At 70.3% G+C, this 20,040-nt stretch carries 20 protein-coding genes; 9 read left to right on the forward strand and 11 right to left on the reverse strand.

The window, feature by feature from the left end:
* Positions 1-124: 124 nt before the first annotated feature.
* From AC1RRS_RS19960 to AC1RRS_RS19975, 4 genes are all read right to left on the reverse strand, one after another.
* A complete protein-coding gene (locus tag AC1RRS_RS19960; RefSeq protein ID WP_492856672.1) occupies positions 125-730 on the reverse strand; it encodes a hypothetical protein in 606 nt (201 codons plus the stop codon).
* Between the two features lie 196 nt (positions 731-926).
* Positions 927-1,973: an aspartate-semialdehyde dehydrogenase gene (locus AC1RRS_RS19965; RefSeq protein WP_492856673.1), complete on the reverse strand. Its 1,047-nt coding sequence runs from the start codon at positions 1,971-1,973 to the stop codon at positions 927-929.
* 269 nt (positions 1,974-2,242) lie between these two features.
* On the reverse strand, positions 2,243-3,493 hold the full coding sequence (locus AC1RRS_RS19970; RefSeq protein ID WP_492856674.1) for a formylglycine-generating enzyme family protein: 1,251 nt from the start codon (positions 3,491-3,493) through the stop codon (positions 2,243-2,245).
* Positions 3,494-3,590: 97 nt separating this feature from the next.
* Positions 3,591-4,262 (reverse strand): glutathione S-transferase family protein, encoded by a 672-nt coding sequence (locus tag AC1RRS_RS19975; RefSeq protein WP_492856779.1) that lies wholly within the window; start codon positions 4,260-4,262, stop codon positions 3,591-3,593.
* Positions 4,263-4,395: 133 nt separating this feature from the next.
* Here AC1RRS_RS19975 and AC1RRS_RS19980 point away from each other — a divergent pair, with 133 nt between their 5' ends.
* Entirely contained in the window at positions 4,396-5,436 is a 1,041-nt protein-coding gene (locus AC1RRS_RS19980; RefSeq protein ID WP_110121697.1) for a ribonucleotide-diphosphate reductase subunit beta, read from the forward strand.
* A gap of 75 nt (positions 5,437-5,511) precedes the next feature.
* Positions 5,512-6,378, forward strand: coding sequence for a 2-dehydropantoate 2-reductase (locus AC1RRS_RS19985; RefSeq protein WP_492856675.1), 867 nt, complete (start codon positions 5,512-5,514; stop codon positions 6,376-6,378).
* Here AC1RRS_RS19985 and AC1RRS_RS19990 read toward each other — a convergent pair.
* From AC1RRS_RS19990 to AC1RRS_RS20000, 3 genes are all read right to left on the reverse strand, one after another.
* Positions 6,375-6,812 (reverse strand): YidB family protein, encoded by a 438-nt coding sequence (locus AC1RRS_RS19990; protein ID WP_492856676.1) that lies wholly within the window; start codon positions 6,810-6,812, stop codon positions 6,375-6,377. The two genes, AC1RRS_RS19985 and AC1RRS_RS19990, sit on opposite strands and share 4 nt — an antisense overlap.
* A gap of 88 nt (positions 6,813-6,900) precedes the next feature.
* Positions 6,901-7,332 carry a DUF6491 family protein gene (locus tag AC1RRS_RS19995; RefSeq protein WP_492856677.1) on the reverse strand — a complete coding sequence of 144 codons (432 nt, stop codon included), beginning with the start codon at positions 7,330-7,332 and terminating at the stop codon, positions 6,901-6,903.
* A 238-nt stretch (positions 7,333-7,570) separates the two neighbouring features.
* Positions 7,571-8,824 (reverse strand): dicarboxylate/amino acid:cation symporter, encoded by a 1,254-nt coding sequence (locus tag AC1RRS_RS20000; RefSeq protein WP_487292318.1) that lies wholly within the window; start codon positions 8,822-8,824, stop codon positions 7,571-7,573.
* A 320-nt stretch (positions 8,825-9,144) separates the two neighbouring features.
* Between AC1RRS_RS20000 and AC1RRS_RS20005 the strand changes: the two genes are divergently transcribed.
* Entirely contained in the window at positions 9,145-10,599 is a 1,455-nt protein-coding gene (locus AC1RRS_RS20005) for an AMP nucleosidase (RefSeq protein WP_110119558.1), read from the forward strand.
* An 87-nt stretch (positions 10,600-10,686) separates the two neighbouring features.
* On the opposite strand, the gene AC1RRS_RS20010 is transcribed toward AC1RRS_RS20005, so the two are convergent.
* Together AC1RRS_RS20010 and AC1RRS_RS20015 are read right to left on the reverse strand one after the other, a co-directional pair.
* Positions 10,687-11,898 carry a TonB family protein gene (locus AC1RRS_RS20010; protein WP_492856678.1) on the reverse strand — a complete coding sequence of 404 codons (1,212 nt, stop codon included), beginning with the start codon at positions 11,896-11,898 and terminating at the stop codon, positions 10,687-10,689.
* Positions 11,895-12,257, reverse strand: a complete 363-nt coding sequence (locus AC1RRS_RS20015) for a BlaI/MecI/CopY family transcriptional regulator (protein ID WP_492856680.1) — start codon at positions 12,255-12,257, stop codon at positions 11,895-11,897. Before AC1RRS_RS20015 ends, AC1RRS_RS20010 begins: the two co-directional genes overlap by 4 nt.
* 156 nt (positions 12,258-12,413) lie before the next feature.
* Here AC1RRS_RS20015 and AC1RRS_RS20020 point away from each other — a divergent pair, with 156 nt between their 5' ends.
* Entirely contained in the window at positions 12,414-12,773 is a 360-nt protein-coding gene (locus AC1RRS_RS20020; RefSeq protein ID WP_492856682.1) for a hypothetical protein, read from the forward strand.
* A gap of 64 nt (positions 12,774-12,837) precedes the next feature.
* Here the strand turns inward: AC1RRS_RS20020 and AC1RRS_RS20025 are convergent, their stop codons facing one another.
* Positions 12,838-13,596 carry an alpha/beta fold hydrolase gene (locus tag AC1RRS_RS20025; protein WP_492856683.1) on the reverse strand — a complete coding sequence of 253 codons (759 nt, stop codon included), beginning with the start codon at positions 13,594-13,596 and terminating at the stop codon, positions 12,838-12,840.
* 88 nt (positions 13,597-13,684) lie between these two features.
* Here AC1RRS_RS20025 and AC1RRS_RS20030 point away from each other — a divergent pair, with 88 nt between their 5' ends.
* On the forward strand, positions 13,685-14,458 hold the full coding sequence (locus AC1RRS_RS20030; RefSeq protein ID WP_492856685.1) for a tyrosine-protein phosphatase: 774 nt from the start codon (positions 13,685-13,687) through the stop codon (positions 14,456-14,458).
* 13 nt (positions 14,459-14,471) lie between these two features.
* Here the strand turns inward: AC1RRS_RS20030 and AC1RRS_RS20035 are convergent, their stop codons facing one another.
* Entirely contained in the window at positions 14,472-15,332 is an 861-nt protein-coding gene (locus AC1RRS_RS20035; protein WP_492856686.1) for an N-acyl homoserine lactonase family protein, read from the reverse strand.
* Between the two features lie 72 nt (positions 15,333-15,404).
* Between AC1RRS_RS20035 and AC1RRS_RS20040 the strand changes: the two genes are divergently transcribed.
* The 4 genes from AC1RRS_RS20040 (at position 15,405) to AC1RRS_RS20055 (ending at position 20,039) form a co-directional block, all read left to right on the forward strand.
* Positions 15,405-16,370: a helix-turn-helix transcriptional regulator gene (locus tag AC1RRS_RS20040; RefSeq protein ID WP_492856688.1), complete on the forward strand. Its 966-nt coding sequence runs from the start codon at positions 15,405-15,407 to the stop codon at positions 16,368-16,370.
* Positions 16,371-16,442: 72 nt separating this feature from the next.
* Positions 16,443-17,888: an MFS transporter gene (locus AC1RRS_RS20045; RefSeq protein ID WP_492856689.1), complete on the forward strand. Its 1,446-nt coding sequence runs from the start codon at positions 16,443-16,445 to the stop codon at positions 17,886-17,888.
* 31 nt (positions 17,889-17,919) lie between these two features.
* Positions 17,920-19,251, forward strand: coding sequence for an aminodeoxychorismate synthase, component I (gene pabB / locus AC1RRS_RS20050; protein ID WP_492856691.1), 1,332 nt, complete (start codon positions 17,920-17,922; stop codon positions 19,249-19,251).
* Entirely contained in the window at positions 19,248-20,039 is a 792-nt protein-coding gene (locus AC1RRS_RS20055; RefSeq protein WP_492856693.1) for an aminotransferase class IV, read from the forward strand. Before pabB ends, AC1RRS_RS20055 begins: the two co-directional genes overlap by 4 nt.
* Position 20,040 lies beyond the last annotated feature (1 nt).

The following is a 20,040-nucleotide window of genomic DNA, read 5'->3' on the forward strand; positions in this document are numbered from 1 at the left end:
GAAATGAGAGCGCGATCGTCCGAAGGAGGGGACTTTCGGGATTTGCCGGCCGACGGTGAAACCTCTCACCCTCCCACGCCTTGCGGCGCGGGCCCCTCCCTCTCTCAAAGAGAGAGGGATCTTCCTACCGCGCCGCCTTGCCGTAGGCGCTGATCGCCGCCGCCATCTCCGGGGTCGCTTCCACCGCCGGCGCGGCGGCTTCCTCCGGTGCGGCTCCGCCGGCCAGGCGGGCCTGGGCTTCGGGCGAGAGGGTGACGGTGTCGCGCGGCGTCGAGGACGGCTGGGCGGCGTCGCGGTCGGACTGCAGGCGGGCGCGGTAGTCGCCGACGCTGGCCGGACCCTTGGCGCCGGGCACGCCGACCTGCAGCGAGGCGACGATGGTCTGGTCGGTTTCCGACAGGCCGTCGAAGGCGTCGAGCGCCTTCTGCTGGGGAACCGGCGGGGCGGCGTCTGAGCCGGCCCAGGCGGCCTTGGTGAAGGTGTTCAGCGCCGATTGCACGGTCTTGGCGAACGGCGACTCGTTGAGCGCCTGGGAGAGGCCCGCGCGCTCGCCGTGGCCCGCGCCGGCCCAGCGGTCGGCTAGGGCGTGATAGGCGCCCAGCTGCTGGTCCAGCCCGAGCGATCCCGTCGTGTCGTTGAGCGCCGCCGTCGCGGCCGCCGTCCCGCCGGGATAGGCGACGGGGGCGGCGAAAGCGCCCGTGTCGGTGGTCGATAGCTGCGAAATCTTCATCCTGCCGACAGCCATCGCGCCCGCGCGGTGAAGAGGGGATGAACGCTCGCCCCAGGGCTGCGCGGCATGCTGTCGCGGCGCTTGGTCCCCGCCCTTCGACAAGCTCAGGGTGAGGACCAATGACACGTCGTGTCAGTCGAGAACCTCATCCTGAGCTTGTCGCCCGAGCCTGTCGAAGGACGAGGTTCTCGCTTCCTCAGCCGCCGACCAGCACCTCGGCCACCTGCACGGCGTTCAGGGCCGCGCCCTTGCGCAGGTTGTCGCCCACGACGAAGAGCGCCAGGCCGTGTTCGACCGTCGGGTCGGGACGCACGCGGCCGACGAACACCGGGTCCTGGCCGGTGGCGGCGAGCGGGTTGGGCACATCGTCCAGCACCACGCCCGGCGCATTGCCCAGCAGCTCCAGCGCTTCGGCCACCGAGATCGGCCGCTCGAACTCGGCGTTGATCGACAGGGCGTGGCCTGAGAACACCGGCACCCGCACGCAGGTGCCGCTGACCGGCAGCTCGGGCAGGCCCAAAATCTTGCGGCTCTCGTCGCGCAGCTTCAGCTCTTCCTCGGTATAGCCATCCTCGCCCAGCACGTAGTTCAGCGGCACCACGTTGTAGGCGAGCGGCACGGCCCACTTCTGCGGCTCGGGCAGGGGGGCGGCGTCCGGCGACAGGGCCAGGCCGTCTAGGTCGCCGGCCGCGCCGGCCTGCACCTGCTCGGACAGCACCCGGATGCCCTCGACCCCGCCGCCCGAGGCGGCCTGGTAGGTGCTGACGGTCAGGCGCTTGAGACCCGCGCGATCATGCAGCGGCTTCAGGGCCGGCATGGCGGCCATGGTGGTGCAGTTGGGGTTGGCGACGATGCCCTTGGGGATCACGGTCAGGGCGTCGGGGTTCACCTCCGACACCACCAGCGGCACGTCCGGATCGCTGCGCCAGGCCGAGGAGTTGTCGATGACGATCGCCCCGGCCGCGGCGGCCTTGGGCGCCAGCTCGCGCGAGGTGTCGCCGCCGGCCGAGAAGAACACGATGTCGAGGCCGGCGAAGTCGGCGCCGGCGGCGTCCTCCACCGTCACCGACCCGTCCTTCCAGGCCAGGGCCTGGCCGGCCGAGCGGGCCGAGGCGAACACGCGCAGGGAGGCCAGCGGGAAGTCCCGCTCGGCCAGCAGCTTCAGCATCATGCCGCCGACCAGGCCGGTGGCGCCGACGACGCCGACGTGCGGCGGGTTCGAACGGGAAAACTTGGGGCTCATGGTGGTGCGTCTCCTGGTGAGGTGGAGCGCGGGGAGCCGTCAGATCTCGTGGTCAAGAGAGCCGCCCCGCGCAGTGCGGGGCTGGTCTGGGGATGCTTGCGTCAGATCGCGCGCATACCCGCCGCCCCGCCGAAGCGGGTCGTTTTGCGGGTAATAATTTTGGTCGCGGCCAATTGCATCGAGCGGGTTGATAGCGGCGAAGCTGGCGTCGGTAAAGCGGGGAACGCTGTTTTCGGTTCAGCGGGGGCTTCTCGGCGGGGGCTTGGGGGTCAGCGTGCTCGGGCCGCCACCCGGAAGCCGATCGAGTGATAGGCCCCGCTGGCGCTGCGGCCCTCGCCCCGGCCCGTCGACTTGCCGCTGTTGCCGGTCGCGTACCACGAGCCGCCCTTGACCACGTTGACGCTGCTGCCCGACTCCGCCCCGTTCGAGGCGGTGTTGAGGGTGGAGGTCCATTCGTAGGCGTTGCCGGCCATGTCGTAGCAGCCGCACCAGCTCTTGCCGGCCTCGTAGGCGCCGACCGCGGTGGAATAGCCGCCCCACACCTGGACCAGGGTCTCGAACTGATCGGAATTGGCGAAGTCGGCCCAGGTGCGGTTGGTATCGCTGTCGTACTGCCAGCCGGTGACGCCGCCCGAGCTCGACATCGACAGCACGCTGGTCAGGGCGGCGGTGTCGTCGGTGAGGGCTGTGGTTCCGTCCGACAGGGTCGTGACCACCTCGTCGTCGTAATAGGTCAGGGTGGTCAGGCCGGAGCCGGCCAGCACATAGGCCGCGCAGACGCCGTTGTAGTTGAACAGCGAGGTCAGGGCCGAGGCGCTGTAGCTGCTGCCCGCGCTGGCGCCCCAGGGATAGGCGTAGGCCGTGTTGGTCCCCAGGGCGGCGTATTCCCACTCGCCCTCGGTGGGCACGTAGATGTCGTAGCCGGAGATCTGGGTCTCCAGCCAGGCGCAATAGGCCTGGGCCTGGGTCAGGGAGACGAAGAAGACCGGGTGATCCTCCTTGCCGGCCGGATAGGCCCCGCTGGCCCAATAGCGCCCCGCGGTCTTGGCGGTGCTGGGATAGTAGGTCGAGCCCATGGCGTTGCAGAACGCCTTCCAGTTGGCGTTGGTCACCAGGTATTTCGACATCAGATAGGGAGCCAGCGTGGCCGTGCTGCTGGTGTCGCTGACCGCGCCAGTCACCGGGTCGGTGGTGCTGGAGGTCGTCGTCACGTGGAAGGCGTAGGTCACCGTCCCCGAGGCGATCACGGTCACGAAGTCGGCGATGGTCGGGGTCGTGGCCGTCGTGCTGGTCTCGGTCGAGGTCCAGACCGGGCTGCCCGACGACGTTGAAGACGATGAGGAGGAAGACGACGAGGACGAGGCCGTCGAGGAGCTGCTAGCGCTCGACGAGGTCGTGCTTGAGGTGGAGGGGCTTCCGCCGCCGCCGCCACAGGCCGCCAGGCTCGCGACGCCCAGGGCCGAACCGGCCCAGACGCCGCCGATCAGGGTGCGTCGGTCGAGTCCGCTGTTTCCCGCCATGGTTCCTCCCGTAACGAAGGGCGAGGCTGGGCGGGCGGTGCGGTAATTTTCCGACGGCTGCGTAACGCTCGCGTATCGGCGGTCGGCGAGCCGGGGCTCAGCCGCTGGCGCCCTTGCTCTCCCACCCGTCCACGAACGGGAACCGCTTGTCCCAGAACTCCGCCAGCCGCGGGTCGGCGTCCACGCGGCGCACCACGTCGGCCATCTTCGGCGCGCGGTCGTAGAACCGCACCCGGCGCGAGCCCCAGCGGCTGACGACGGCGACATAGAGGTCGAGCACGGTCAGCTGGTCGCCCAGGATGTAGGCGCCCGGCTCGACCTGGGCGTCCATCATCGCCCAGCAGTCGGCGATGCGGTCGGCGGTGGCGGCCTTGACCCTGCCTTGCGCTTCCGGATCGGGGCCGGCCAGCCGCGAGGGATCGTCGCGCACCCAGAACAGCGAATAGATCGAGGCCGGGATGAAGGTCATCCAGCGCAGGAACTGCCCCCTGCGCGGATCGCCGACGGCGGGTCCCAGCCGCGCCTCGGGGTGGTTGTCGGCCAGCCAGATCAGGATCGCCGCGCTCTCGGTGATCGTCTCGCCGTCGGGGGTGACAAGGGCCGGGATCTGCTTCATCGGATTGACGCCGACGACCTTGGCCTGCTGCGCCGCGCCCTCCCAGGTGGGCGCCTCGATGACCGTGTAGGGCTGCCCCAATAGGGTCAAAGTCGCTTCGACGGGGACCGAGCCCGAGCCAAGCGCGCCATAGATGGTGTAAGCTCGATTCATCATTGGTTACCCATTCTGCCCACAACATCTTGTGTGCTGAGACAATCTGACCACTAGATGCGCGCCGTCGCCCTGCGCTATCTAGATCCTACTCGCCCGCTCGATTCGCGTCCGCCCGCTCTGGAGACCGCCCATGTCCGCCTCGCTGATCACCACGCCCGGCCTCATGATCCCCTCGGGCGGCTACAAGCCCTTCCGCTATCCCTGGGCCTATGACTTCTGGAAGAAGCAGCAGCAGGTCCACTGGATGCCGGAAGAGGTGCCGCTGGGCGAGGACCTCAAGGACTGGGCCGTCAAGCTGAACGACAAGGAGCGCAATCTGCTGACGCAGATCTTCCGCTTCTTCACCCAGTCCGACGTCGAGGTGCAGGACAACTACATGGAGCGCTACGGTCGGGTGTTCAAACCGACCGAGGTGAAGATGATGCTGGCCTCGTTCGCGAACATGGAGACGATCCATATCGCGGCCTACGCCCTGCTCCTCGAGACCATCGGCATGCCCGAGACCGAGTTCTCGGCGTTCATGGAATACGAGGCCATGAAGGCCAAGCATGACTACATGCAGACCTTCGGCGTCGACAGCCATGCCGACATCGCCCGCACGCTGGCCATGTTCGGCGGCTTCACCGAAGGCCTGCAGCTGTTCGCCTCGTTCGCGATGCTGATGAACTTCCCGCGCTTCAACAAGATGAAGGGCATGGGCCAGATCGTCTCGTGGTCGATCCGCGACGAGAGCCTGCACTGCGACGGCATCATCAAGCTGTACCACGCCTTCAACAAGGAGACCGGCGCGGTCACCAAGAGCGTGGCCGACGACATCGTCGACTGCTGCAAGACCGTGGTCGGCATGGAGGACAACTTCATCGACCTGGCCTTCGAGGCCGGCGACATCCAGGGCATGACGCCCGACGACATCAAGCAGTACATCCGCTTCGTCGCCGACTGGCGCCTGCGCCAGCTGGACCTGCCGGAAGTCTACGGCGTGAAGGAAAACCCGCTGCCGTGGCTGCAGGCCCTGCTCAGCGGCGTCGAGCACGCCAACTTCTTCGAGGCCCGCGCCACGGAATATTCCAAGGCCGCGACCAAGGGCCAGTGGCACGGCGCCGACGGCGTGTGGTCGAGCTTCGAGGCCATGCTCCAGAAGCGCACCGACATCGTTTCGGCCGACCACTGAGGTCCGCGAAACCGTCGTGACGAGATTGACGCCGCCCGCTAAGCCGGGCGGCGTTTTTCGTTCTGGAGAGCATGCATGCGCATCGCGGTGATCGGTCCCGGCGCGGTCGGCGGGACCCTGGCGGCTTGGCTCGGCCAGGTTCATGAGGTCACCCTGTGCGCCCGCACCGCCTTTACGCGGCTGGAGGTCGAGACGCCGGACCAGACCCTGGCAGCGACGCCGACGGTGCTGACCGATCCGGCGGAGGCGACGCCCCATGACTGGGTGCTGGTCACCACCAAGACCTATGACGCCGCCGGCGCCGCCGCCTGGCTGGCCGGACTGGTCGGACCGCAGACGCGGGTTGCGGTGCTGCAGAACGGCGTCGAGCACGTCGAGCGGTTCAGCCCCTACCTGCCGGCCGAGCGCATCGTCCCGGCGGTGGTCGACATCCCGGCCGAACGCACCGCGCCCGGCGTGATCCGCCAGCGGCGCCTGGGCTGGATCAAGGTTCCGGCCGGGGCGGCGGGAGAGGCCTTCGCCGGCCTGCTGGCCCATACGCCGATCGAGGTTTCGACCACCGACGACTTCAAGACCGTCGCCTGGCGCAAGCTGGCCCTCAACTGCGCCGGCGCCGTCAGCGCCCTGACCCTGAAGCCGGCCGGGGTCGCCCGCCGCGACGACATCGCCGCGATCATGCGCGACCTGGCGGCCGAATGCGTCGCCGTGGGCCGCGCGGAAGGCGCCGACCTGCCGCTGGAGCTGCCGGACGAGGTGGTGGCGGGCTATCGCGCCAGCCCGCCGGACGGGGTCAACTCCCTGCACGCCGACCGCCTGGCCGGCCGCCCCATGGAGATCGACGCCCGCAACGGCGTCATCGTCCGCAAGGGCGCCGCCCACGGGATCGCCACGCCGGTGAACGCCATGGTCGTGGCGCTGCTGGCGGCGGCGGGGGAAGGCTAGGGCTTCAGGAAGCCGCCCAGCAGGCCGCCAACGGCGCCGCCGATGCCCTCGTCGGGCAGCTTGCCGCCCGGGGTCAGCTGGTCGACCAGGCCGGGCAGGATCTCCGACAGCTTGGCGGCCGCGGTCTGGGGATCGACGCCCAGCTTCTCGGCGAACTGGCCGACGGCGCCCGAGCCGAGCACGGCCTGGATCTGTTCGGCCGAGACCGGCAGGTTGTGGCCGCTGGCGACCCACGACTGGGCGACTTCGCCCAGGCCGCCCTTCTGGAAGGCGTCGACGAGGCCGCCGACCCCGCCGGCCACGCCCAGGCTCTTGACCGCCTCGGCCAGGTCGCCCTGGCCGCCCAGCAGACCCGTCAGATTGTCCAGCAGACCCATGGTGTCGCTCCGCTCGATCGCCGCCGACCCGTCGCGGGTCCGCTGACGTCGCGCCATTAAGACCCCGAGGCCGGCGAGCGGCCAAGAGAAAAGGCGCGAGCCGGAGCCCGCGCCTTTCTCGACGTCGCTATGGAGGCGCGGTCGGCTACGGCCGGTCCTTCTTGGGGATGGCGGCGATCTCTTCCGGCGTCAGCTTGGTGATGGTCTTGGCGCGGATCGGCATGGCGAAGCCGCTGCTGTCGGAGACCTTGAGGTCCAGGTCGATGGGGTTGCAGACGGTGTCGATGCCGCGAACGGTCGAGACCAGGAAGTTGCCCGGCCAGGTCAGCTGGTTGCTGCCCCAGGCGAGGTCCACCTTGTAGACGTCGCGATTGCGCACCTTCATGTAGAGGGTGTTCTTGTCGGGGGCGCTCCAGCCCTGCCAGTCCGACAGCTGGAAGCACTGGCGCTGGGCCTTCTGCGGCGCGGCGGCGGTTTCTTCGGGGCTGTTGGCGGCCAGAGCCGGGGCCGCGAGAAGCGCGCCGGCGAGACCCGCCCCGATCAGCGTGGCATGGGCGATGGTTTTCAGCTTGACCATAGCGTTTGTCCTTGCAGTCCCTCTCGCGAAAGATTGGGCCTGACGAGGCCGCCGTCAATGGTCAAGGCGTCCCATTTTGGGGCCGGGGAGGGGGAAGGTTTCCCCGTGGATGATCCACGACCCCCCAAACCGTAAAACCCCCGCGAAAGCGGGGGCCTAGGCTTTTTATCGTAGAGCGCGGTGCGTTTCAGAAAACGCCTGGGTCCCCGCTTTCGCGGGGATTTTACGGAAGAAAGTATCAGGCCGTTGCCGTCTCGGCCTCCGGCTGGATGTCCTCCAGCTCCCCTTCCCACTTGGCCACCACGGCGGCGGCCACCGAGTTGCCGACCACGTTGGTCGCCGAGCGGCCCATGTCGAGCAGGTGGTCGACGCCGAGCACGAGGGCGATCCAGGCCTCGGGCAGGCCGAAATAGGTCAGGGTGGCCATGATGACGACGAGCGAGGCGCGCGGCACGCCGGCGATGCCCTTGGAGGTCACCATCAGCAGCAGCAGCATGAAGATCTGCTGCTGGATCGTCAGGTGCACGCCGTGGGCCTGCATGATGAACATGGTGGCGAAGGTGCAGTAGAGCATCGAGCCGTCGAGATTGAACGAATAGCCCAGCGGCAGGACGAACGAGACGATGCGGCGGCGCACGCCCACCTTGGGCAGGCTGTCGAGGATACGGGGGTAGGCGGCTTCGGAGCTGGCGGTCGAGAAGGCCAGCAGGGCCGGCTCGCGGATCACCCCGAACAGCGGGATGGCCCGCTTGCCGAGCACCACGAAGGCGGCGGCGAACAGCAGCACCCACAGCGTGCCCATGGTGGCGTAGAAGCCGAGCACGAACTTGGCGTAGGTGCCCAGCATGGCCAGGCCCTGGGTGGCGATGGTCGAGGCCAGGGCCGCGAAGATCGCCAGCGGGGCCAGCTTCATGACGAAGCCGGTGACCTTGAGCATGATCTGGGCGCACTGCTCGACCAGATGCAGCACCTGCGGAGCCTTGTCGTCGAGGGCCGCGACGGCGGTGCCGACGAACAGCGAGAAGACGACGATCTGCAGGATCTCGTTCTTGGCCATGGCGTCGAAGATCGAGGTCGGCACCAGGTGGGTGATGAAGCCCTTCAGGGTGAAGGCGTCGGTCGAAGCGGCGGGTTTGGACGAGACGGCGGCCTCGACCAGATGCAGGCCATGGCCCGGCTGCAGCAGGTGGACCATCAGCAGGCCCAGCAGCAGGGAGACGGCCGAGGCGCCGATGAACCAGCCCAGGGTCTTGGCGCCGATGCGGCCCACCGCGGCGGCGTCCTCCATGTGGGCGATGCCGGCCACCAGGGTGGTGAACACCAGGGGCGCGATGATCATCTTGATCAGGCGCAGGAAGATGTCGGTGATCAGGCTCAGGCCCGAAGCCGCCGACTTGGCCCCCTCGGCGTCGAGGAACTGGTTGCACCCCCAGCCGACGAGCACCCCCAGCACCATCGCGCCGATGATCAGATAGGCGAAGCGTTTGTTCATCCCGGGTCCCCTGGGCCCGTCGGCGTCGACGGCTGGCTTATGGAGGAACGACGCGCGAGAGGGTCCGCGCCGCCATTCGCTCCTTATTTGAGCATTTCCGCCCTTGTGGCCGACGAACCTGGGTTCGTCCATGCCCTAGAGGTGATCTAGGTCGGCTTGCCTGGCGTCACGCCGGATAAACAGGCGCACCTGTAGAGACGAAAGGCCGTTGCACGTTCCCGGATTGACCCGGCGGCGAGCGACTTCGCTAAGTAAGAAAGTTTTCCACCTGGACGGGGCGCCCGTCTCGCCAATGTCGTGAAATGTCGCTATAAAGACCCATGTCAAACCAAGAAAAAGCGATCGCCGTCGTCGAGCGGCTCAACTCCGAATACCAGCGCGCCGTCGAGGCCCTGCGCACCGCCCTTAGGGCCTATCTCGAACATGGAACCCGCCCCGACCCGCAGATGCGGTTCGACGGCTCGTTCACCTATCCCGAGCTGCGCCTGACCTACGACCCCGAGGCCCTGCCGCCGAAACTGGCGCGCGCCTTCGCCCGGGTCAGCCGTCCGGGCGTCTATTCGACCACGATCACCAAGCCGGCCCAGTTCCAGGACTACCTGGTCGAGCAGCTGACCCTGCTGATGGACGACTTCGAGGTCGAGATCGAGGTCGCCCGCTCCGAGCAGGAGATCCCCTATCCCTACGTGCTGGACGCCAGCATCGACCTGAACCAGGCCGACGTGCGCAGCGAGGACATCGCCCGCTTCTTCCCGACCACGGACCTGGCCTTCATCGGCGACGAGATCGCCGACGGCGTCTGGAGCCCCGCGCTGGAGGAAACCCGGCCGCTGGCTTTGTTCGACGGCCTGCGCACCGACTTCTCGCTGGCCCGCCTGCGCCACTACACCGGCGCCCCGGCCGAGCACGTGCAGCCGTTCATCCTGTTCACCAACTATCACCGCTATGTCGACGAGTTCGTCCGCTGGGGCGTCGAGCAGCTGAAGAAGCCCGATAGTCCGTACACGGCGCTGTCGTGCTCGGGCGGCGTGGTGGTCACCGCCGAGACGCCGAACGCCGAGCAGGCCATCGCCGACGGCGCGTGGCGCAAGCACCAGATGCCGGCCTACCACCTGATCGCTCCTAACGGTCAGGGCGTCAGCCTGGTCAATATCGGCGTCGGCCCGTCCAACGCCAAGACCATCTGCGACCACCTGGCTGTGCTGCGCCCGCAGGCCTGGCTGATGATCGGCCACTGCGGCGGCCTGCGCGACACCCAGACCATCGGCGACTACGTGCTGGCCCACGCCTATCTGCGCGACGACCACGTGCTGGACGTGGTGCTGCCGCCGGAGATCCCGGTGCCGTCGATCGCCGAGGTGCAGCGCGCCCTCTACGACGCGGCCAAGGCGATCAGCGGCGACACCGGCCAGGAGCTGAAGAAGCGCCTGCGCACCGGCACCGTGGTCACCACCGACGACCGCAACTGGGAACTGCGCCACAGCCTGTCGGCCCTGCGCTTCAACCAGAGCCGCGCCGTCGCCATCGACATGGAAAGCGCCACCATCGCCGCCCAGGGCTACCGCTTCCGGGTGCCGTACGGAACGCTGCTGTGCGTGTCGGACAAGCCGCTGCACGGCGAGATCAAGCTGCCCGGCCAGGCCAACGCCTTCTACGAGCGGGCGATCAGCCAGCACCTGCAGATCGGCATCCTGACCTGCCAGCTGCTGCACGAGGAAGGTCCCAACCTGCACTCGCGCAAGCTGCGCGCCTTCGACGAACCGCCTTTCCGGTAAGGAATTGGCCGGTAAGCGCGGCCAGTCCGAAAACGACGAAGGGGCGGTGGTCATCCACCGCCCCTTTTTCTTTGAAGTCCTGCCGCCCTACCGCGGAACGCTGAAGGCGATCGGGATCGTCACCTGGCCCCCGGCGATGGGTTGGCCGTCGATGGTCTTGGGCTGCATGCGGAAGAACTGGCTCAGTTGCAGGGCCGCGTCGCCGAAGGCGTAGGGCCCGTCGCTCTGGCGGACGACCGCGCAGTTCTCCAGCCGGCCGTCGAGGGCGACGCCGCAGGTGATGAGCGCCCGGCCGGAGGCCTTCGCCGCCGCCGCGTCGGCCGGATAGTAGCGGGCCAGATCGTTGGCGTCGGGCTTCTCGATCCAGTCGGGGCGGGTGATCACGGCTGGCTCGGGGGCGGGCGCGGGATTGGCGGCCCAGACGGCGCCGGCGGCGGTCGAGGCGACCAGGGCCACGAGAGCCAGGCCCGCCTTGCGGCGCAGCGGGGTGACGGAGGCGGTGTTCAGCATGATCAGTCTCTCCTTCAGGGGATGGGGGCCCGTCGCGGGCCAATGGCAGCCGAGCGGGGCGTGGGCGCCGCCCAGCACCGAGCCGAGCAGGGTTTCGGCGTAGAGCCGGCGGGCGTGCGGGTGGCGGTCGATCACCGCCGCGTCGCAGGCGATCTCCTGGTCGATCCGCAAGGCCCGGGCGGCCAGGTGGACCAGCGGGTTGAACCAGCACAGGCATTGCAGGGCGACAGCCAGGCCGTTGATGCGGGCGTCGCCGCGCCGCAGGTGGACGTCTTCGTGGGCCAGCACCAGGGCGCGGGCCTCGCCCTCGAAGCGGTCGGCGAAATCGGCCGGCACGACGATGCGCGGGCGCAGCCAGCCCAGGACCAGCGGGCCGGCCTCGACATGCTCGCCGCGCAGCACGGCCGGTTGCCCGTTGAAGGGCGTGAGGCGGCCGACGGCGCGCACGAACCGCAGCTGGCGCACGGCGAACAGGCCGAAGGCGGCCAGCACGCCCAGCTCCCAGATCACCAGCAGCAGGGTCGGCAGGGCGGGGGCCTTGGCCGCGACCGGGGCGACGGCCTTGCCGGCGGTGGCGACGAGCTCGACCGCCGGGGCCATGATCGCGGTCGGGGCGGGGACGGGAACCAGACTGACCAGGGCGCACAGCGGCGGGGCCAGCCACAGCATGTAGGCCGCCAGCGGCCCGAACCGCCGCCGCACCGGCCGGCGCAGCAGCATCACCGCCAGGATCGCGGCGGCCAGGGCGAGGTTGGCGCGCAGCAGCGCCTCCAGCAGGGCGCCGCTCATTTGGAGATCCTCTCGACCAGGGCCTTCAGCTCGGCGACGTCCTCGTCCGACAGCTTTCCGCCCTCGGAGAACTGGGTGACCAGCGGCGCCAGCCGGCCGTCGAACAGCCGGTCCAGCAGGCCCTGGCTCTCGGCCTCGACATAGTCGCGGCGGGCCAGCAGCGGCGTGTAGAGATAGCGGCGGCCGTCCGGCTTGGCGGCGATGGCCTTCTTCTTCAGCAGGCGGCTGATCAGCTGCTTGACCGTGCCCTCGGTCCAGCCGTTGGGCGCGCCCACCTCGCCGATGATGGCTTCGGAGGTCAGCGGGCTGGACCGCCACAACGCCTCCATGATCACGCTTTCCGCCGAACTGATCCTCACGGCGCTCCCCGCTGCTTGCGATGACAAACGTCAACGATGTGACGTTGACGCTTGTCATCAGTGTCGTCAATCGGCGTTATCGGGTGAGCAGTTTGGCCCTTGTCGTCTTGCGCGGTCTTGAGGAAGCTGGGCCGTGACTTCGCCGATGGGGACGACATGCGCTCGAAAGACGGACTTGTCGTCCTGTTGCTGACGGCGACCTTGGTGGGCTGCGCCAGCCGTCCGGCCCTGCCGCCGACGCCGCTGTTCGCCGGCCTCAAGGGCGGGGAATGGGAAGACGAAGACGCGACCCGGCTCATTCGACAGCGGATAGGCGATCGATTTCCCATCGGCGCGCCGGAGGCGGGGCTGGCCGACTATCTGGCGAGCCAGGGCATGAAGCCTTCCGAAAGTCGCGTCTACATCGCCGGCCTGGTGGGGCTGTGCCGGACGCCGGTCATGGTGAGGTGGCGGGCCGATGAGGCCGGCAGGATAGCGGAGCTGTCCATCTTCTACGCCGACACCAGCTGCCTCTAGGCCAGTTGCCTCCAGGCACGCGGCGCCGGCGCCTGGATCGGCGCGCCTCCCTGCCGCCTGATTGCTAGCGCGAGGCCCGGTCCAGGAAGCCGACGATCCCCGCCGCCAGGGCCGGCTCCATGACCGCGCTCATGTGGTCGCCGGGCACGCGCTGGGCGCGAGCGTTGGGCAAGAGGCCGGCCAGGGCCTCGGCCGAGCCGTTGTCGTCGTCGCGCTGGCCGGCGATGACCAGGGTCGGGACGTCGATGCGGGCGATGTCTTCGGCCGAGGTCGGGACGAAGGCGTTGAGCACCCCCAGCATGGCCTCGGGCTTGAGGCCGCCGGCGGCGATCATCGCCTGGACGCGACGGCCGACGCGGGGGTCCTTGGCCTGGTCGCCGTTGCGGATGGCGTCCTCGAACATCGCCGCCCGTTCGCCCGCGCCCATCAGGCCCGACGCGCCCATGCCGGCCAGCACCAGCCGCTCGGGCCGCGCCCCGCGCACCAGCATCCGCACCGCCGTGCGCGCGCCCAGCGAATAGCCGACGAGGTCGTAGTCGGTGAGGTGCAGGTGCGAGACCAGCGCCTGCTGGTCCATGGCCAGCACGTCGGCGGGCCAGGCGGCCGGATCGGTCGGGGAGTCGGAGCGGCCATGGCCGCGCAGGTCTGGAGCGATCACCTTGCGGCCGGCCTGGGCCAGGGCCGCGGCGATGCCGGGCAGGAACCAGTTGCTCTCGGCGCTGGCCAGAAATCCGTGCAGCAGCAGGGTCGGCCAGCCCTCGCCCAGGGTGCGGTAGGCGATGGAAACGCCGTCGAAGCTCTGGAATCGCTGGACCGGAAGCATGGGGGCAGCTTCCGCGCAGTTGCACGATCCGTCCAGTCGCCTGAGCGGACGTCTCGATTTCGTCGCCGTGGATCGCTACATCGGGGCCATGACCCGTCAAATCCCCCTGCAAGGCGTCGAGAACTTCCGCGACTACGGCGACTACGCCGCCGGGGCGGGCCGGTTGAAGAAGGGCCTGCTGTTCCGCGCCGCCCACCAGGCCGACGCCACCGACGAGGACCTCTCGGCCATGGCCGGCCTGGGCATCGTCACCATCGTCGACCTGCGCCGCAGCCAGGAGCGCAGCCACCAGCCCTCGCGCCGCTGGGAAGGCTTCGCCGCCGAGGTGATCGACAACGACCTGGGCGGCCAGGGCGACGATCCCTGGCTGACCTTCCTGCGCGGCTGGGATTTCTCGGAAGGCGACTTCCGCGGCTACATGATGGAATCCTATCGCCGGAAGCCGTTCACGCCGCGCCACGTCGATCTGTTCAGGCGCTACTTCGCCGCCCTGGCCCAGGCCAAGGGCCCGGTGCTGATCCACTGCGCCGCCGGCAAGGACCGCACGGGCCTGCTGGCCGCCCTGACCCACAGCCTGGCCGGCGTGTCGCGCGACGACCTGGTCGAAGACTATCTCGCCACCAACGATCCCGAGCGCTACGGCCGCATCGGCGAGCAGATCGGCCGTCACTTCGCCGACTACACCGGCGTCGTCCCGCCCGAGGCGGCGATCCGCGCGGCCCTCGGCGTCGAGGCCGAATACATCCTGGCCTCGATCGAGGCCATGGAGGCGGCCCACGGCTCGATCGAGGCCTATCTGGAGGCCGTGCTGGGCGTCGACGCCAAGGCCCGCGAGGCGATCTCGGCGCACATCCTGGCGTAGCTTCGCCTACGAGCTAGCGGGACGCCTCCGGAAAACCGGCCAGCTTCCGCACGTCGCCGGGATCGTGCTGGACGATGATCCGCGCCTTCAGGGTGGTCGCCAGCAGGGCGAGGCGATCGATCGACGCCAGGGAGTCGGCGCGGTCGGTGTTCCAGGTCGGCACGCGGCGCGGGGCCAACTGGGTCTCCAGGTGGGCGACATCGCCGCTGAGGATCACCGTCCCGGTCTGGGGAAGCCGGACCAGCAGCGCCTGTTCGCCGGGCGTGTGGCCGGGCGCGGCCAGGATGGTGACCGATCCGTCGCCGAACACGTCGCGGTCGCCCTGGATCGGATCGACGGCGCCGCCGCCGGTCAGCCAGGGCGCCAGCAGGCTGGGATCGGCGAAGGGCGGCGATCCCGCGCGCAAGGCGGCCAGGTCCGCCGCGCCGATCAGCAGGGTGGCGCGCGGGAACAGGGCGGCCTGTCCGACATGGTCGAAATGATAGTGGCTGATCGCCAGCTGGCCGATCTGGTCGGGGCGCACGCCGATCGCGGCCAGCTGGCTTTCCAGGTCCTGGTCGAGCGTGGCGCTGATCGGCTGGTCGTCGAGAGGCTTGCCCAGCAGCGCGCGCGGCAGGCCCGCGTCCCACAGCAGGTAGTCGTCGCCGTGCCGGATGAGATAGCAGCCGTTGCTGAGCTGGCGCGTCTGGCCGGCATAGGCGCCGGTGTCGGACAGCGGCGAGGCGTCGTTCATCTGGATCCGGCCGCAGTCCAGCCGCCACAGGCGCAGCGGCACCGGCGCCGGTGTGGGTGTCGCGGCCGTCGCCGGAACCGCGCCCAGAGCGCCCAGGGTCAGGAAAAGGCTCGTCGTCAGTCTCAGCCAGGTTCTACGCATGTCGTCCTCACTCGTGGATGGAGGATCGACTAGCCGGCGAACGGGCGGAGCAAGGCCCCCGGATGCTCGACCATGAGCCCGAAACGCTCGCTTTGCGGCTTGCCTCGCCGCACCTACCCGTCGAAGGGTTCGGCCATGGACCTCGACCGTTCCGCGATCACCGACAAGAGCCTGCGCCAGGCGTTGCTGGCGCGGCTGGCGGCCCTCAGGTCGCGGGGCGCGGCGGGGGCGCATCACTATGCCGGGTCCGATGGCGGCGCGGTGTTCGGCTATTGCTGCTTCGTCCGCGAGCGGATCGCCCAGCTGCGTCTTTCCGATCCGCTGATCGTCGTCGTGCTCAGCGGCGCCAAGGAGCTTTGGGCCGGCGAGCGCTGCGAGCGCATTCCGGCCGGCGTTCCGTTCGTCATCCCGGCCGAGGTGACCTTCGACATCGTCAATGCGCCGGACGCCGCCACGGGGCGCTACGAGTCCGTCGCCATCACCATCGACGAGGCGCTGCGGCGATCGGCGCGACGCCTGGCCGGCCCGGGGGATCAACCGGAGCGGGCCGGACGCCGGGCTTCCAGGTCGGCCATCGCCCTGACGCCGGATCTCGTCGAGGCGTTCGGCCACGCCGCCGCCGCCCTGACCGATCCTGGCCAGGCGACGGCCCTGGCGCGCCACCGCATCCTCGAGATCCTGCTGCTGGTGCGGCGGGCGCCGGCCGCGGCCGGTCTCTTCGCCACGACGATCCGGACGCGGGCCGAGGAGATCGTTCGCCAGGATCCGGGGCGGAGCTGGCGGGTGGAGGCCCTGGCGCGGGCCATGGGCCTGGGCGCCTCGACCCTGCGGCGACGGCTGGCGGCCGAAGGCGGATCGTTCCGCCAACTGCTGCTGGAGGCCCGGATGGCGGCGGCGCGGGAGTTGCTGACCCACGACGCCTATAGCGTGGCCCAGGCGGCGCAGGCGGCCGGCTACAGTTCGCGGTCGCACTTCGCGCGGCGGTTCCGGGTCGCCCATGGGGTCCGTCCGGGTCGCCTGCGCGCGGTGACGACGTGACAAACGCTCGTTTGCGGGCCAGGCTCCGCTTCAGGGTCGCGTCAGACGGCCCTCAGGGAAGGGCGGAGAGGCATGAGCGAGGTCCTGGACGGCGCGCCGTCGGCCGTGGGTGAAGGCTCGCGCGTCCCCCAATCAGCTCCGGTTAAGGCGCCTCTGACGCGAGGGGGGCTGTCCTGGGTGCTGCACCAGGGCTCGCGCGACGTCTATGTGGTGCTGGTCACCATCTATATCTTCGCCCCCTACTTCTCGGGCGTGCTGGTCGGCGACCCGGTGCGGGGCCAGGCGATCATGGCCCAGATCGCCACCGCCTACGGCCTGCTGGTGGCCCTGACCGCCCCGGTGCTGGGCGCGTCGATCGAGCAGTACGGGCCGCGCAAGCCGCTGATCACCCTGGCCTTGACCACCATGCTGCCGCTGCTGGTGCTGCTGTGGTGGGCCATGCCCGCCGGCGGACTGCCGCTGTGGGCGACGTCGCTGACGCTGATCGTGCTGGGCGTGGCCTATAACTGGGGCGACGCGCTGAACAACGCCCTGCTGCCGCGCGCGGCGGCGAGCCCGGCCCAGGCGCCGCTGCTGTCGGGGCTCGGCTATTTCCGGTCCAACGGCCTGTCGGTGCTGATGTTGGTGCTGATGCTGTGGGGCTTCGTGCTGCCGGGACAGGTGGACTGGCCGGGGATCCCCAGGACGCCCCTGCTGGGACTTTCCACCGGCAACCACGAGCCCAGCCGCCTGGCCGGGCCGCTGTCGGCGCTGATCATGGCCCTGGGCGCGATCCCGTTCCTGCTGTGGACGCCGGACGCGCCGCGCACCGGCCTTTCGGCCCGCGCCAGCCTGACGGCGGGCCTGGCGTTGCTGCGTGACACCTTCGCCAACCTCAAGGGCCATCGCGACGTGGCCACCTTCCTGGGCGCGCGCATGCTCTATTGCGACGGCATGACCGCGCTTCTGGTGTTCGGCGGGCTGTTCGCGGCCGGGCTGATGGGCTGGGGGCCGCTGGAGATGCTGGTCTATGGCGTGTCGCTGAGCCTGGTCGGCTCGCTGGGCGGCTTCCTGGCCCCGGCGCTCGACCGCCGGCTAGGGCCCAAGCGGGCGGTGCAGGTCGAGATCGCGGGCTGTCTCGTCGCGCTGATCTGCGCCCTGGGCATGCGGCGCGACCGCATCCTCTATGTCTTTCCCTATGATCCCGCCGGACCGGCGGTGTGGGACGGGCCGCTGTTCCGCACCGCGCCGGAGCTGCTCTATGTGGGGCTGGGCCTGATCATCGCCGTCTGCGTCACCGCCCAGTACGCCTCGAGCCGCACCCTGCTGGTGTGCCTGGCCCCGCCGGACCGCACGGCGGCCTTCTTCGGGCTCTACGCCCTTTCGGGCACGGCGACGGTGTGGCTGGGCTCGGCCCTGGTGGCGGCGGCGACCTCCGTCTTCAAGAGCCAGGTCGCCGGCTTCCTGCCGATCGTCGGCCTGCTGGCCCTGGGCTTCATCGCCCTGTTCGCGGTGCGCGGCGGCGGACGGGAAGCTTGAGGCGCTAGCCGGACGGGCCTATCACCCGCCGATGCGCGACGTCGCCCTCATCGCCGCCCCCTGGCGCGACCCTCTCTGGGCGGCGGCCCCCTGGCGGGACGAGCCCTTCGCCTGCGCCCTGCTGTCGGGCGGGGCGGGCGAGCGCTGGTCCTACCTGCTGCGCGATCCCGACCAGACCCTGACCCTGGCGGCCGACGATCGCCGCGATCCCTTTCAGGCCCTGGCCGCCCTGGTCGGCCCACCGCTGCCCGCCGATCCGGAAGGCCCGCCGTTCCAGGGCGGGGTGGTGGGCCTTGCGTCCTACGAACTGGGCGATCGGATCGAGGCTCTGGATCTGGCGCGCGGGGACTGGCCCGACCTAGTCTGCGCCCGCTATCCGGCCCTGCTGGCCTTCGACCACCTGGCGCGGACCATCGTCGCCGTCGGTCGGGGCGAGGGGAAGGCGCAGGCCGAAAGCCGGGCCCGCGCCGCCCTGGCCTGGCTGGACGCTCCGGCCCGCGACCCGTTCGAAGGCCGGCTGTGCGAGGCGCTGCAGCCCGAGCCGCCCGCCGCCTACGAGGCGGCGGTCGCCGAGGTGGTCGAGCGGATCCTGGCCGGCGAGATCTTCCAGGCCAACATCGCCCGGGCCTGGCGCGGTCGTCTGGCGGCGCAGGTCGATCCCTTCGATCTTTTCGTCCGTCTACGGAGTATGAGCCCGGCGCCGTTCGCGGCCTGGCTGCGCCTGCCGGGCCGGGCCATGGTCTCCAACTCGCCCGAGCGGTTCCTGAAGGTGCGCGGCGGGGCGATCGAGACCCGGCCGATCAAGGGCACCCGGCCGCGCGGCGCGACGCCGCCGCAGGACCGCGCCCTGGCCGCCGAACTGCTGGCCAGCGCCAAGGACCGGGCCGAGAACCTGATGATCGTCGACCTGATGCGCAACGATCTGGCCCGCGTCAGCCCGGCCGGCAGCGTGCGCACGCCCGAGCTCTTCAAGGTCGAGACCTACGCCAACGTCCATCACCTGGTCTCGACGGTGGAGGGACGGCTGAAGCCGGGCCTCGGCGTCGCCGACCTGTTGCGGGCGACCTTCCCGCCTGGCTCGATCACCGGCGCGCCCAAGGTGCAGGCCATGAAGGTGATCGCCTCGCTGGAGGGGCCGCGCGGCCCCTATTGCGGTTCGCTGTTCTGGGCCGGCTTCGACGGGGCGTTCGAGTCCAGCGTGCTGATCCGGTCGGTGGGGCTGGTCGAGGACGCCGAGGGCTGGCGGCTGGAAGCCAAGGCCGGCGCCGGCATCGTCGCCGACAGCGACCCGCTGGCCGAGCGGCTGGAGACCGAGGCCAAGATCGACGCCCTGCGCCGGGCGCTGACCGGGGAGGGGGCATGACCATCGACGCCGTTCCTTTGAGCGCCGTTCATTTAAGTGACAGGGGCCTGCTGCTGGGCGACGGCCTGTTCGAGACCCTGCTGGCGGTGGACGGGGCGGTCCGTCAAGTCGAGGCCCACCTCGATCGCATGGCCGCCGGTTGCGAGGCCCTGGGCCTGCCGCCGCCGGATCGCGCGGCGGCCCGCGCCTTGATCGAGGCCGCCCCCGCCGAGGCGGGTCTGGCCGAAGGCCGCGCCGCCGTGCGCCTGACCCTGACGGCCGGCTCGGGCGGGCGGGGGCTGGATCGGCCCGAGGCGCCGGCCTTGCGGCTGTTCGCCTCATGCGCCGCCGCGCCGCCGGCCGGTGCGCCGGCGTCGGCGGTGATCGCCACGGTCCGCCGCAACGAGGGCTCGCCGGCCTCGCGGCTGAAGACCCTGGCCTATCTCGACAACGTGCTGGCCCGCGCCGAGGCCCGGGCAGCGGGAGCGGACGAGGCCCTGATGCTGAACAATCGGGGCGAGCTGGCCTGCGCCTCGGCCGGCAACCTGTTCTGGCTGGACGGCGAGACCCTGGCGACGCCCGCCCTGGCCTGCGGCGTGCTGGCCGGCCTGGCGCGGGGGCGGGTGATGGCCGCCGCGCGCGCCATGGGCCTTTCGGTGGTCGAGGTCGCCGTGGGGCCCGAGGCGCTGGCCTCGGCGCGGGCTGTGTTCCTGACCAACAGCCTGACGGGTGTGCGGCCGCTGCGGCGGCTGGACGGCCGCGCGCTGGGCGAGGACCCGCGCGTCGCGGCCCTGGCGGCGGAGATCTAGC

Source organism: Caulobacter sp. GW821-FHT12A07 (genome assembly GCF_058807655.1).